Here is a 12,647-nt window from a genome sequence, read left to right on the forward strand (position 1 = left end):
CACGCCGCGGAGTGAGCAGCCGCACACGGTCGATAGGGTTCAGGTATGTCAGTCGAAACGGTAGAACGGCGTCGGATCGTTCTTCAGAGCGAGGACCGTCGTTTCGACCTCTCGCTTCCCTTCGACGAGACCCTCGATGACGCGCTCGTCCTCAGCGGACTGTCGACGGCCGATCGCTTCGCGACGATCGGTCCCGGCGGATTCGAGATCCCCGGCGACACCGAATGCGAGGACCTCATCGACGGAGGCCTCTACGCGCTGATCGACCGCACGGCACTCGCGCCGCAGGCGCGAGCCACGGGCGCGCCGGAGCGGCCTTCGCGCGCGGACCACGGCGCCCGATGGTGGATGCTCGGCGTCAGCGGACTGCTGCTCGTCGCGGTCTTCGCCCAGGGGGCCGGAGATCCGCTGCTCAGGCTCCTGATCGGTCTCCTCCTCGTGGTCGGCGCCGTGAGCGGTGCCGTCGCATGGTCGCGCCGGGACTCCGCAGCGGGGGTGCGCGGCATCCTCGGCGTCCTCGCGCCTGTCCTCCTGTCGTTCTCGGCCGGAGCGCTCCTGATCCCGGCTCAGCTCGACGCGAGTGCGCACCTCTCCGCCGCATCCGGGTTCCTCGCCGCGGGCATCACCACTTCGGTCATCGCCGTCTCTGCCCGAGCCCGTCCGATGCGCGCGGCCGCCGGAACGGCGACGGTGCTCCTCGTGGGTCTCGCGGCGGTCTGGGGGCTCTCGCTGCTGCTGCGATGGGGCCCCGCCGAGGCCGCAGCCATCTCTCTCGGACTCGTGCCGCTCGGGCTGCGCGCACTGCCCAGCAGCCTGGTGAACCTCCCGGAGGGGTACTTCATCGACTACAAGCACTTCATGACCAGCCGGTGGACGGTTCGAGGAGCGATCCCGGAGTCGGTCGGGCTGCTGCGGCCCGAGCGCATCATCGCCGTCGTCGATGACTCCTCGGCCCGGCTCATCGCCGGAACAGCGGTGCTCAGCGTCGTCGCCGCGCTCATGGCTCCTCTCGCCTTCCTGCGCCCGTGGCCGGACGACCCCTTCGTGATCTCGGGTGGTATCGCACTCCTCGTCTGCGTCGCGCTCGCACTCCTCCTGACCCCTCGGCACACGACGTCGCGCATCCTCCGCTGGCTCCCGCGTGCGGCGGCGGCGGTGGTGTCCGTGGTCGCCGGGCTGCAGGCGGCCGCAGCGCTGGGCTCCGGCTTCCAGGTGCTCGGCGCCGCCGTGCTGTTCGCGGTGGGCCTCGCGGCGGTCGCCGTGATCATCCCCGTCTCCCGCGGCGCGAGCTCACTCATCTGGTCGCGCTTCGGTGACGCCTTCGAATGGCTCGCCGTCGCCCTCGCCCTTCCCGCGGCGTTGCTCTACGCGAATGTGCTGTCCCTCGTTCGTGGAATGATGGCCGGATGAGCGGGAACGGTGAACCACAGTCCTGGCCGGGCGGTGGAGCGATCCCACCCGTCCAGCCCGGACCCGGCCAGCTCGGGGAGGTCCCGGCGCTCCCGCCGGCACTGATCGCCGCGGCACCCGGTGTCGACGGCGCGCCCCTCCGGTCCGCATCCGCGCCTCCCAGCCCCACTCCGATCGTCTCGACACGCGCCAGGACGAGACGACCCGAAGACGGGCTCGGTCCGGCTTTCGTCGGCTCGCCCGCGGGGACCGGGGCGCGGATCGCCGCCTTCACGCTCGACAGCGCCGCCGTCATCCTCGCCGCGTCCATCGTCCTCATCACCACTCGCAGCATGCTGCTGGCCGGCCTCACGGTCGCCGAGCTCGCGATCTTCCTATGCGTGCTCGAAGCGCGCACAGGACTCACCCTGGGCAACGCCGTGCTGCGTCTGCGCGCGTCTCGCGGCGACCGGCCGTACTCGCCCGGCGTGGGGCGCCAGTTCGTGCGGGGGATCATCACCGGCGCCGGCTTCCTCGTCGCGGTCGGCAGCTGGGTCGTCGTCGCCTCGAGCGCATGGGACCGTGGCGGACGTCGTCAATCGTGGGCCGATCGCGTGGCCGGCACGGTCGTCGTCGCCGTCCCGCCTCGGCCGCCCGCCGATGCGCCGCAGGAGGCGACGGTCGCCGAGGTCGCCACTCCGCTCGCTCCTCCGCAGGTCGTGCCCCTCGGTGCCCATCCGTCCGTCGTCGACGAGGACTCCGAGCCCACCGACGCCCGCGCGGCCTCGCACCGCACCGAGAAGCCCGCCCCCGCGGCGCAGGGTGACGACAAGCCGCTCTTCACCGTCGCCCCGCCGGCTGCGCAGCATTCCGATGCTCCGACTCCGGCATCCGAGTCCGGGGCGCTGCTCCTGATCTTCGACACCGGCCAGCGCGTGCAGCTGGGGCTCCCTCTGGCGGCGAACATCGGTCGCGCGCCGGTGGCGAGTGTGCACGACGATCGGCTCGTGACCGTGACCGACCCCGACTCCTCGGTGTCGAAGACGCACCTCCGGCTCGAGCACTCGCGCGGCAGAACCTGGGTGACCGATTTCGGCTCCACCAACGGGTCCGACATCCGATCCGACGACGGGCAGACGACCGAGCTCGTCGCCGGCGAGCGCGTTCTGCTCGACGACGCCGACCGGGTGCGCATCGGCAATCGCAGCTTCACCATCAGCCTCCTGCTGGCCACCGACAGCAGCGCCGGAGAGAGAGCATGACAGGACCCCGTCTCGCGCCGCCCCGAGTCCCCTCCGGAAAGCTCCCCGTCCAGGCGCCGCCCGAGCTGCAGCCCAATGACGGCGGTATGGGAATCCTCGGATCCCTCCTGCCGATGCTGGGCAGCGTGGGCGCGATCGTCATGGTCACGATGTCGAACCAGTCGGTGACCGGACTGCTCACCGGCGGGATGTTCCTGCTGTCGTCGCTCGGCTTCGTGGCGGTGAACGGATGGCGTCAGCGATCCCAGCGGCAGGCCGCGACGCTCGGCTCGCGCCGTGAGTATCTCGCCTACCTGACCGAGCTGCGTCAGACCGTGCGGGTCGCGGCTCGCCAGCAGCGCCGTGCCGCGAACTGGCACCTCCCCGCACCGTCGGCGCTGCCGTACATCGCCGAAGAGCGCACCAGGGTGTGGGAACGCGGGATGAACGACCCCGACTTCCTGACGGTGCGTGTCGGCACGAGCGACCAGCCGCTGTGCATCTCGCTCGAGGCGCCGGAGCTGCCGCCGCTCGCCCAGCTCGACCCGGTCGCCGCCTCTGCCGCGCACCGCTTCATGCTGACGCACGAGATCCAGAAGAACCTCTCGCTCGGCATCACGCTGCGCGACTACGCCCGTGTCGAGATCACGGGAGACGAGACCGAGTCCCGCGGCCTCGCCCGCGCCATCCTGCTGCACCTCGCGACGATGCACGATCCCGACACGGTGCAGGTCGTCATCGCGGCAGACGCGGCGGTGCTCCCGCAGTGGGAGTGGGCGAAGTGGATGCCGCACACGCACTCGCGCACGGTCAGGGACGGGCTCGGCGCTGCGCGCATGATCGGCTCTCAGCTGTCGGAGCTCGAGGAGATGCTTCCGGCCGAGGTCAGGGAGCGGTCGCGTTTCGCGCGCGACGGATCCGGTGCCAAGGTGCCGCACATCGTCATCCTGACCGATGGGGTCAGCACCTCCTTCAACGACGCGCTCGTCAGCGGCGACGGCGTGCAGGGTGTGACCGTGATCGACCTCCCCTCACGGTGGGGCGATCTCGACGATCCGAACGCCCTGCGCATCGCGTTCGAGCCGGGGGACAAGGGTCGCCGAGCCGAGCTGGTCAGCCTGCAGGTTCCCGCGCGTCCGTTCGAAGCAGACTCGATCAGCATCGTCGAGGCCGAGGCGACAGCGCGTCGACTCATCGCCCTCTACGCGGGTGGCACGACCATCGCGAAGAAGAAGAGCGCGACCGATCAGGCGGAGCTCGTCGAGCTGCTCGGCCTTCCCGACGTCCGCGATCTCGATCTCGATGCCGCGTGGGCCCCGCGTCTCGAGCGCGACCGTCTCCGGGTGCCCATCGGGCAGACCGAAGACGGCAGCCCTCTGATCCTCGACATCAAGGAATCGGCCCAGCAGGGCATGGGCCCGCACGGCCTCATCATCGGTGCGACGGGTTCGGGCAAGTCCGAGGTCCTCCGCACGCTCGTGCTCGCGCTGGCGATGACGCATTCTCCCGAGCAGCTCAACTTCGTGCTGGTCGACTTCAAGGGTGGTGCCACCTTCGCCGGTATGGCGGACATGCCCCACGTCTCGGCGATCATCACGAACCTCGGCGAGGAGATCTCGCTCGTCGACCGTATGCAGGATGCGCTGCAGGGCGAGATGGTCCGCCGTCAGGAGCTGCTGCGGGCGACGGGGCCCTTCGCCAACGTCGCAGACTACGAGAAGGCCCGCCGTGGCGGACGCACGGACCTCGCTCCGCTTCCCGCTCTGCTCATCGTCGCCGACGAGTTCTCGGAGCTGCTGTCGGCGAAGCCGGAGTTCGTCGACACGTTCGTCAACATCGGTCGCCTCGGACGTTCGCTCCAGGTGCACCTGCTGCTCTCCTCGCAGCGCCTGGAGGAGGGCAAGCTGCGCGGTCTCGACACGCACCTGTCGTACCGGATCGGCCTCCGCACGTTCTCGGCCGCCGAGTCGCGCACCGTGCTCGGAGTTCCTGACGCGTACCACCTGCCCACTCAGCCCGGTGCCGGAATCCTGAAGTCCGACACCGAGACGATGACGCAGTTCCGCGCCGCCTATGTGTCCGGGCCCCCGCCCCGCCGTCGGCGCCGCGCGACATCGGGCTCTGCGCAGAGCACCGGGTCGACAGCGGTCGAGCTCTTCACCGCAGAACCCGTGTGGCGGGCCGAGACGCCCGTCGACGAGCCTGAGGTCGTCGTCGACGCCGAGCCCGAAGAGAAGCGCAACACGTTCGAGATCGCCGTCGAGACGATGAGTGGCCGAGGACCGGCCGCCCATCAGGTGTGGCTCCCGCCGCTCGAGACGCCCGCGACGCTCGACCAGCTGTTCGGCGACCTCGTCGAAGACCCCGCCCTCGGTCTCATCTCCCCGCGCTGGCGGGGCGCCGGCGCACTCACCGTGCCGCTGGGAATCGTCGACGTTCCGCTCGAACAGCGACGCGAGAACCTCGCGATCTCGCTCGGAGGGGCGGCCGGTCACATGGCGATCGTGGGCGCTCCGCTCAGCGGCAAGAGCACCCTCGCCCGCACCACGTTGGTCGCACTGGCGCTCACGCACACTCCGCAGGAGGTGCAGTTCTTCGTCATCGACTTCGGCGGCGGCAGCTTCACCGGCCTGCAGCGGTTCACGCACATCAGCGGGGTGGCCACGCGTTCGGAACCCGACATCGTGCGTCGCACGGTGGCCGAGGTCACGGGCCTGCTCAACGCCCGCGAGGTGTACTTCCGTCAGAACGGCATCGACTCGATCGACACCTACCGCCAGCGCCGCGCCCAGGGACTCGCTGACGACGGCTACGGCGACATCTTCCTCCTGGTCGACGGCTGGGGAACCCTGCGTGCCGAGTTCGAGATGCTCGAACCGCAGATCCAGGCGATCGCCGCGCGCGGCCTCACCTACGGTGTGCACATCGTCATCACGGCGTCGCGCTGGATGGAGGTCCGAGCCAACATCAAGGACCTCATCGGCACCCGCATCGAGCTGCGCCTCGGCGATCCGACCGACTCCGAGGTCAACCGCAAGGCCGCCGAGAACGTCACGTCGATCCCGGGCCGCGGACTCAACGAGAACGGCCTGCAGATGCTGACCGCACTGCCACGCATCGACGGTGTCGATGACGCCTCCTCGCTGGCCGACGGCATCGACGACCTGGTCACCCGGGTGGCATCAGCGTGGCACGGCCCCGCGGGTCCGAAGCTTCGTCTGCTGCCGTCGCGCATCAGCCACGCCGATCTGCGAGCGGTCGCCGCCGCCGCTTCGACCGACGGCTCGGAACCCCGCGAGATCCTGCTGGGAATCGACGAGGCCAACCTGGCCCCGTTCTCGATCGATCCGCTCGAAGAGCCTCTGCTCTACCTCTACGGCGACGCCGACTCGGGCAAGTCGTCGATGCTCCGTGGTGTCGTGCATGAGATCACGCGTCTCTACGGCCCGACGGAGGCGAAGATCTTCGTCGTCGACTATCGCCGAGCGCTGCTGGGCGAGATACCGCAGGAGTATCTCGGCGCCTACCTCACGTCGCACGAGATGACCGAGGGCGGGATGAGCGAGCTCGCGCAGTTCTTCCAGAGCCGCATCCCCGGCGCCGATGTCACGCCCGACCAGCTGCGCTCCCGGTCGTGGTGGAAGGGCGCCGAAGGTTTCGTGCTGATCGACGACTACGACCTCGTGGCGACGTCGCAGGGCAATCCGGTCGCTGTGCTCGCACCTCTGCTCGCGCAGGCCGCCGACCTCGGGCTCCACGTGATCCTCACGCGTCGCACCGGCGGAGCCAGCCGCGCGGCCTACGATCCGATCATCCAGCGGATGACCGACCTGGGTGCCACCGGCATCCTGCTCTCGGGAAACCCCGAGGAGGGTCAGCTGATCGGCAAGGTTAAGGCGATCCCGGCCATTCCGGGGCGTGCCCAGATCGTCAGCCGAGACCGCGGGCTGGTCGCCGCCCAGCTGCTGTGGGTGCCGCCGAGCTACCAGTAGGACCGAGAGAGAGGCCGTCATGACCTTCGAACCCCTAACGCCGTCTCAGCCGATGGTGCCGCCCGTGCTGTATCTGCCGTTGAGCGTGACGTCGACTCCGGAGGCGCAGCTCGTCGAGATCAGGGAGTTGAAGGACGGGCGGCTCGCTCTCCTCGCATACACGGCGCTCGACCGGCTGCTGACGCTTGCGGGCGAACGGCAGCCGTGGATCCTGGTGCGCACCGAGGACCTCGCGGAGATCAAGCGCGCGCAGCCGTACGACGTCGTGATCTTCGATCTCGATGTGCCCGCGTCGTATCGACGGGACGGGGCGATCGCATGACTCGCATCGCGATGGACCCGGAGGTCATGGCCGTCCACGCGAGCATGCACGAGGAGGCCGTGGAGGCGATCGAAGGCAAGCTCGCCGCCATTCCGACCGCCGTCGACGGTGGCCTCGCTTCCGATGCGGTGGCGGCGATCATGATGCGGGTCGGTGACGGCGTCGACGCGCTGTACCGGATCAACGGCACGCTCGGAGAGATCGTCCGTGCCATCGCACAGGATTCTGCGACGAACGAGCAGGACGTGATCGATCAGCTCACCCCGGTCGCGACGATCGTCGAGGACCTCTGATGACGATCGACACGACCACCCATGGTGACGCCGCGCAGGTGCGGGCGGCTGCGGAGTGGCTCGATCCCGGTCTGAAAGACGCGGCCGACGGTTCGTCCCGCACGACGAGCTTCATCCCCACGGGCGTGCGATCGCACTGGTACGGCGAATCGGCTGACGATTACGTCACCATCCTGTCGCGGACCACGGACGCGGCGGACGAGATCGCAGGGTTGGCGCGCGACGCGGCGGAGAAGCTGCGCTCGTACGCCGGCCAGCTGGAGCGGATGAAGGAGGACTTCGCCGCGCATCGGGAGAAGGCCCGCGGCGAGGGGCTCCCCGTGAACGGAATGGTGATCGGTCGGCCGGTCTCCCTGATTCCCGTGTGTCCTGCGACGCGCGACGATCCGTACTGGGATGAGTGGCAGCAGCACCTCGACCGCATCGACCTGTACAACAAGATCGCCGAGGACGTCGGTTCGTGGTGGGGCGAGCTCGAAGTCTGGATCAGCGAGAATCTCGACGGCTTCCTCGATGGGCTCCCGACGCAGTCCACCGCACAGAAGATCCTCGCCGGGCTCCACGAGGCGGGCGGTGAGGCTCCGAAGATCTACCTGGAAGGGCAGGCGCTCGCGTGGAAGACGACGGCGACCGACCTTGTCTCCCATGCGGAGGATCTCCGCCTCGGGGCCTCCGACTTCGTGCGCGAGCTGCGGTCCGGGAACCCGGCTGTGAAGGCGGCTGCTGAGGCGGCCAACCCCGGCGGAATGCGCTGGGCGGCGGACGAGGCGGAAGACCTCGCTCGGCGACTCTCCCGAGCGGGCAAGGCGCTGCCGGTCGTGGGTTGGGGCATCGACATCTGGAACCTGGGTTCCGACATGTCCACAGGTGACGACCCCTCCTCCACTGCTGTGGAGATCGGCGGCGGTGTCGTCGGCGGCATCGCTGCCACCGCCGGCGTCGCGGCTCTCGCCGCGGCGGGTGTGATCACTCTGCCGGTCTGGGGCACTGCGGTCGTCGTCGGCGGGGCTGCGGTGGCAGTGGGCGCCGGCGCTGTCTGGGCGTACGAGAGCTGGGTGCCGCAGGACGTGCGGGAGTCCATCGATGCAGGGATGGAGAACGCATGGGACGCGACCACGGACTTCGCCGAGGACGCGTGGGAGAACACCACCGATTTCGTCGGCGACGTCGGTGACGGCGTCGGGAAGGCGTGGAAGGGTCTGTTCGGGTGATGGGGCAGGAGAAGACCGCGGAGACCGTCTGGGTTCCCGGCCATGCCGGATGGCAGGGCCAGAAGGGGTCGACGACGGGGCTGGTGGTGCTCGGCGTCGTGCTCACGGCAGCAGTCGTCTTCTATGCGGTGACACTGCTGGCCGACCCCGCCCCGGCCATGAAGCTCCTCGGATCGGGGGTCGTGCTGGCGGTCGGCGTCGCGGCGTGGCTGTTGACCGCTCATCTCCGGATCGAACGGGTGAGGGTCGTACGGGTTGCGGTCGACGGATCGACGGTCGTGTTCGGCGGTGCGGCGGAGGTCGTCTGGCCGCTGCGCGCGTTCGTCGCAGCCGGAGCGCTGCTCCTCGCCGGATGGGCGTGGAGCATCTTCACCGTTCCTGCCGAACGGATGACGATACTGACTCTGCTGGGCGTGCCGGTGATCGGGCTGATCCTGCTCACCGTCGGCGTGCGCTCGTGGTTCCGTCCTCTCGACGGCCACCGCCTCACCCTGCGTCGTGACGGGATCGAGCTGCGGATTCCACGCAACCGCGTGAATGCGGCCTGGGATGAGATCTCGGCTGCATCGTTGGAGGGCGATCGCGTGGTCGTCCGGACGACGACGACGCGTCCATCCTCGTGGGCGACGCGCGATCTCGCGAGTGATCCGGTGATCCTCGCGGAACTCGTCTCCTTCTACGGGAAACGCCCCGAGGCCCGCGCCGAGATCGGAGCGGGAACTCTCGCTCGACTTCGCTCGGGAGACTTCTGAGCGCGAGACATGTGAACCCGCGAGCTCAGCGCGTGGCGTCGGCCAGATGACGCGCGTCGTGACTCAGCACCTTGACGATGATGCCGTGGCGACGCAGCTCCTTGGCGGTACGCGCGCCCTCTTCGGAGTCGCGGCCGAGAGCGTTGATGTTCGCCACGACCAGGACGTCACCGGGCTTCAGTGTGCTGATCAATCGCGACAGCCGATCGCTCCAGCTCTCGAGGATGTCGGGAGCGGGGTGCCGCAATCCTTCGATCGGCACCCCGAAACGCGTGAGATCGTCGCGCTGCTCGACCACCGAGGGCATGCCCTCGCGGGAGACCACGAGCCCGACCAGACGTGAACCGTCAGGGCGTGCGAGCCAGAAGTCGCGATTCTGCTGCAGTTCTGTGAAGCACTTGGGGCACTCCGCAGCCGCGTGCGGCAGATGCAGCGGGCTCGTCAGGGCCTCGTCGACGGATGCCGTCGCCTTCATGGGATCGATCGTCTCGCTCATCGCGCACCTCCGGCATCCATTCTGCCCTGCGCGGAGCCGGAGCGGTGACCTTTCAGAGCATCCCGAGGGCTGTGACCGCGTCCCGTTCCTCGACGAGCTCGGCCACCGAGGCATCGATGCGCGTGCGGGCCCACTCGCTGACCTCGAGCCCCTCGACGATCTGCCATTCTCCGTCGACCGACCGCACGGGGAACGACGAGATCAGGCCGGCGGGCACGCCGTACTCGCCATGCGAGACCACGCCGGCCGAGGTCCAGTCGTCGGTGCCGCGCACCCAGTCGCGCACATGCTCGATGGTGGCGTTCGCGGCGGAGGCGACGGACGATGAGCCGCGCACCTCGATGATCTCGGCACCTCGCTTCGCGACCCGGGGGATGAAGGTCTGGTCGAGCCACGTGGGCACATCGCCGACGATGGCCTCGAGCGCATCCGCGACGGGCCTGCCGCCGACGGTCGCGTGCGAGACGTCGGGGAACTGCGTCGCGGAGTGATTGCCCCAGATCGGCACACGTCGCACGGTGTCGACCGGCACGGCGAGCGTCTGCGCCAGCTGGGCTCTGGCGCGATTCTCGTCGAGCCGGGTGAGCGCCGCGAATCGCTCGGCCGGAACGCCGTCCGCCGAGGCCGACGCGATCAGCGCGTTCGTGTTCGCCGGGTTGCCGACCACCGTGACCCGCACGCCATCCGCGGCATGGGCGGCGATAGCGGCACCCTGGGGACCGAAGATGCCGGCATTGGCCGCGAGCAGGTCTCCGCGCTCCATGCCCGGCCCGCGCGGTCTCGCGCCGACGAGCAGAGCGAGATCGCACCCGTCGAAGCCGACGGCCGGGTCGTCCGTGACCTCGACGTGCTCGAGCAGTCCGAAGGCGCCGTCCTGCAGTTCGAGGGCCGCACCCTCGGCGGCGCCGAGCCCCTGAGGGATCTCCAGCAGCCGCAGCCGTACCTTCTCGTCGGGGCCCAGCAGGTCTCCCGCGGCGATCCTGAAGAGCAGTGCGTAGCCGATCTGTCCGCCCGCACCCGTGAGCGTGATGGTGGTCGTCATGCCTCGAGCCTACGACGGTGCGAGCCCGTGGTGCAGAGTACCCTCGTGGCATGACCTTCAACCCTGACGCAGACGTCTCCGGCAACACGGCCCGCCGACGTGGCCGTGGTGCCGTCGTCGCCGGAGCGGGCGGCGTCGGCCTGCTCGGCATCATCGCCCTGATCGCCGGACCCCTGCTCGGCATCGATCTGACCGGCCTCCTGGGCGGCGGCACGACCGGTGGCGGGACGGAGCCGCAGGGTGGCAGTGTGATCGAGAACTGCCAGACCGGCGAGGATGCCAACGAGAACGTCGACTGCCGTGTCGCCGCATCCCAGCTCGCGCTCGACGGCTACTGGGAGGACTACATCGATCCGTATCGGCCGCCGCAGCTGATCGTGGTCGATGGAGCGACCTCGACCGCCTGCGGCACCGCGTCGAACGCGGTCGGTCCCTTCTACTGCCCGCCGGATGAGACGGTCTACATCGACCCCACGTTCTTCGATCTGATGGAGCAGCAGTTCGGAGCATCCGCCGGCAACCTCGCCCAGCTGTACATCGTCGGGCACGAGTGGGGACACCACATCCAGTACATCACCGGCGTCATGGAGAGGTACCCGAACAACGGCACGGGGCCGGACAGCAACGGCGTGCGCGTCGAGCTGCAGGCCGACTGCTATGCGGGTGCGTGGATCGGGCAGATGACGAAGGAGAAGGACCCCGACGGGGTTCCTTACCTCCTGCCGCCGACCGAGGCGGAGCTCGAGGACGCCCTGAACGCCGCGAACACCGTCGGCGACGACAACATCCAGCAGCAGTCGTCCGGCACCGTCAATCCCGAGAGCTTCACGCACGGCACGAGTGTGCAGCGCAAGGCCTGGTTCGCCCAGGGATACACCAACGGTCTGGACGTCTGTGAGCAGCCGCTGACCGTGTCCGGCGGAGAGCTGTAGGCAGGCGCGATGGACCTGGACGCGCTGTACCCGCCCATCGAGCCCCATGAGACGGGCGAGCTGCTCGTCGGTGACGGACACCGCATGTACTGGGAGGTCAGCGGGAACCCCGAGGGCAAGCCCGTGGTCTTCCTCCACGGCGGACCGGGCAGTGGCACCTCGCCCTGGCAGCGACGATTCTTCGACCCGGAGGTCTACCGCATCGTGCTGCTCGACCAGAGGGGCTGCGGGCGCAGCACCCCGCACGCGAGTGCGCCGGACGCCGACCTCCGCTTCGTCACCACCGCGCACCTGATCGCCGACATCGAGCTGCTGCGCAAGAACCTCGGCGTCGAGCAGTGGCAGGTGTTCGGGGGATCGTGGGGTAGCGCGCTCGCACTCGCCTATGCGCAGGCTCATCCGGATGCCGTCAGCGAGCTGATCCTGCGAGGCATCTTCACCCTTCGGCGCGCAGAGCTCGAATGGTTCTACGAGGGCGGGGCCGCCGCGCTGTTCCCCGACCTGTGGGAGGAGTTCATCGCTCCGATTCCGGTGCTCGAGCGCTCGCACATGATCGAGGCCTACCACCGGCGTCTGTTCGACGCCGACCCTGCGGTGCATGGTCCGGCGGCGGTGGCCTGGTCACGGTGGGAGGCGTCGACCGTGACCCTTCGCCCGGACGCCGCGCAGATCGAGGCGATGTCAGACCCGGACACCGCTATCGCCTTCGCCCGGATCGAGAATCACTTCTTCGTGAATCGCGGATGGTGGAGCGAGGGTCAGCTGATCGACGGTGTCGACGGCATCCGCCATATCCCGACGGTCATCGTGCAGGGACGCCACGACGTGTGCACGCCGATGATGACGGCGTGGGATCTGCACGTGGCCTGGCCGGAGGCGGAGTTCGTCGTGGTCGACGACGCGGGTCACTCGGCGACGGAGCCCGGCATCCAGCGAGCGCTGCGTTCAGCGACCGACCGCTTCTCGGCCTGACGGCT

Annotated in this window: 11 protein-coding genes; 9 read left to right on the forward strand and 2 right to left on the reverse strand. The window is 69.3% G+C overall.

Going from position 1 to position 12,647, the window contains the following annotated elements; translation table 11 throughout:
- The first annotated feature begins 45 nt into the window (after nucleotides 1-45).
- Genes QRN21_RS09965 through QRN21_RS09995 form a run of 7 tightly spaced genes read left to right on the forward strand, consistent with a single transcriptional unit; the run spans nucleotide 46 to nucleotide 9,200 of the window.
- Complete coding sequence (locus tag QRN21_RS09965; RefSeq protein WP_053098675.1) at nucleotides 46-1,410, forward strand: hypothetical protein; 1,365 nt, start codon at nucleotides 46-48, stop codon at nucleotides 1,408-1,410.
- A complete protein-coding gene (locus QRN21_RS09970; RefSeq protein ID WP_285363881.1) occupies nucleotides 1,407-2,651 on the forward strand; it encodes an FHA domain-containing protein in 1,245 nt (414 codons plus the stop codon). Before QRN21_RS09965 ends, QRN21_RS09970 begins: the two co-directional genes overlap by 4 nt.
- A complete protein-coding gene (gene eccCa, locus QRN21_RS09975) occupies nucleotides 2,648-6,622 on the forward strand; it encodes a type VII secretion protein EccCa (RefSeq protein ID WP_285363883.1) in 3,975 nt (1,324 codons plus the stop codon). Before QRN21_RS09970 ends, eccCa begins: the two co-directional genes overlap by 4 nt.
- A gap of 19 nt (nucleotides 6,623-6,641) precedes the next feature.
- Nucleotides 6,642-6,944 carry an SAV_915 family protein gene (locus tag QRN21_RS09980; RefSeq protein WP_053098678.1) on the forward strand — a complete coding sequence of 101 codons (303 nt, stop codon included), beginning with the start codon at nucleotides 6,642-6,644 and terminating at the stop codon, nucleotides 6,942-6,944.
- Complete coding sequence (locus QRN21_RS09985; RefSeq protein WP_053098679.1) at nucleotides 6,941-7,237, forward strand: hypothetical protein; 297 nt, start codon at nucleotides 6,941-6,943, stop codon at nucleotides 7,235-7,237. Before QRN21_RS09980 ends, QRN21_RS09985 begins: the two co-directional genes overlap by 4 nt.
- Nucleotides 7,237-8,448 carry a hypothetical protein gene (locus QRN21_RS09990; protein ID WP_285363885.1) on the forward strand — a complete coding sequence of 404 codons (1,212 nt, stop codon included), beginning with the start codon at nucleotides 7,237-7,239 and terminating at the stop codon, nucleotides 8,446-8,448. Before QRN21_RS09985 ends, QRN21_RS09990 begins: the two co-directional genes overlap by 1 nt.
- Nucleotides 8,448-9,200, forward strand: coding sequence for a hypothetical protein (locus QRN21_RS09995; protein WP_230100960.1), 753 nt, complete (start codon nucleotides 8,448-8,450; stop codon nucleotides 9,198-9,200). The genes QRN21_RS09990 and QRN21_RS09995 overlap by 1 nt, the downstream gene beginning before the upstream one ends.
- A 25-nt stretch (nucleotides 9,201-9,225) precedes the next feature.
- Here QRN21_RS09995 and QRN21_RS10000 read toward each other — a convergent pair whose 3' ends face one another.
- On the reverse strand, nucleotides 9,226-9,696 hold the full coding sequence (locus QRN21_RS10000) for a recombinase family protein (RefSeq protein ID WP_285363886.1): 471 nt from the start codon (nucleotides 9,694-9,696) through the stop codon (nucleotides 9,226-9,228).
- 52 nt (nucleotides 9,697-9,748) lie between these two features.
- A complete protein-coding gene (locus tag QRN21_RS10005; protein ID WP_285363887.1) occupies nucleotides 9,749-10,738 on the reverse strand; it encodes a malate dehydrogenase in 990 nt (329 codons plus the stop codon).
- 50 nt (nucleotides 10,739-10,788) lie between these two features.
- Between QRN21_RS10005 and ypfJ the strand changes: the two genes are divergently transcribed.
- Both ypfJ and pip read left to right on the forward strand, forming a co-directional pair.
- On the forward strand, nucleotides 10,789-11,670 hold the full coding sequence (gene ypfJ / locus QRN21_RS10010) for a KPN_02809 family neutral zinc metallopeptidase (RefSeq protein ID WP_285363888.1): 882 nt from the start codon (nucleotides 10,789-10,791) through the stop codon (nucleotides 11,668-11,670).
- A 9-nt stretch (nucleotides 11,671-11,679) separates the two neighbouring features.
- On the forward strand, nucleotides 11,680-12,642 hold the full coding sequence (pip, locus tag QRN21_RS10015; RefSeq protein WP_285363889.1) for a prolyl aminopeptidase: 963 nt from the start codon (nucleotides 11,680-11,682) through the stop codon (nucleotides 12,640-12,642).
- The last annotated feature ends 5 nt before the right edge of the window (nucleotides 12,643-12,647 follow it).

The organism is Microbacterium sp. LMC-P-041 (assembly GCF_030209555.1).
In the GTDB taxonomy this organism is placed as follows: Bacteria; Actinomycetota; Actinomycetes; order Actinomycetales; family Microbacteriaceae; genus Microbacterium.

Bases quoted from the DNA above. Each gene is read 5' to 3' on its own strand.
- QRN21_RS10000 (WP_285363886.1), bottom strand. From the start codon at position 9,696: ATGAGCGAGACGATCGATCCCATGAAGGCGACGGCATCCGTCGACGAG.
- QRN21_RS09970 (WP_285363881.1), top strand. From the start codon at position 1,407: ATGAGCGGGAACGGTGAACCACAGTCCTGGCCGGGCGGTGGAGCGATC.
- pip (WP_285363889.1), top strand. From the start codon at position 11,680: ATGGACCTGGACGCGCTGTACCCGCCCATCGAGCCCCATGAGACGGGC.
- ypfJ (WP_285363888.1), top strand. From the start codon at position 10,789: ATGACCTTCAACCCTGACGCAGACGTCTCCGGCAACACGGCCCGCCGA.
- eccCa (WP_285363883.1), top strand. From the start codon at position 2,648: ATGACAGGACCCCGTCTCGCGCCGCCCCGAGTCCCCTCCGGAAAGCTC.
- QRN21_RS10005 (WP_285363887.1), bottom strand. From the start codon at position 10,738: ATGACGACCACCATCACGCTCACGGGTGCGGGCGGACAGATCGGCTAC.
- QRN21_RS09990 (WP_285363885.1), top strand. From the start codon at position 7,237: ATGACGATCGACACGACCACCCATGGTGACGCCGCGCAGGTGCGGGCG.
- QRN21_RS09985 (WP_053098679.1), top strand. From the start codon at position 6,941: ATGACTCGCATCGCGATGGACCCGGAGGTCATGGCCGTCCACGCGAGC.
- QRN21_RS09965 (WP_053098675.1), top strand. From the start codon at position 46: ATGTCAGTCGAAACGGTAGAACGGCGTCGGATCGTTCTTCAGAGCGAG.
- QRN21_RS09980 (WP_053098678.1), top strand. From the start codon at position 6,642: ATGACCTTCGAACCCCTAACGCCGTCTCAGCCGATGGTGCCGCCCGTG.
- QRN21_RS09995 (WP_230100960.1), top strand. From the start codon at position 8,448: ATGGGGCAGGAGAAGACCGCGGAGACCGTCTGGGTTCCCGGCCATGCC.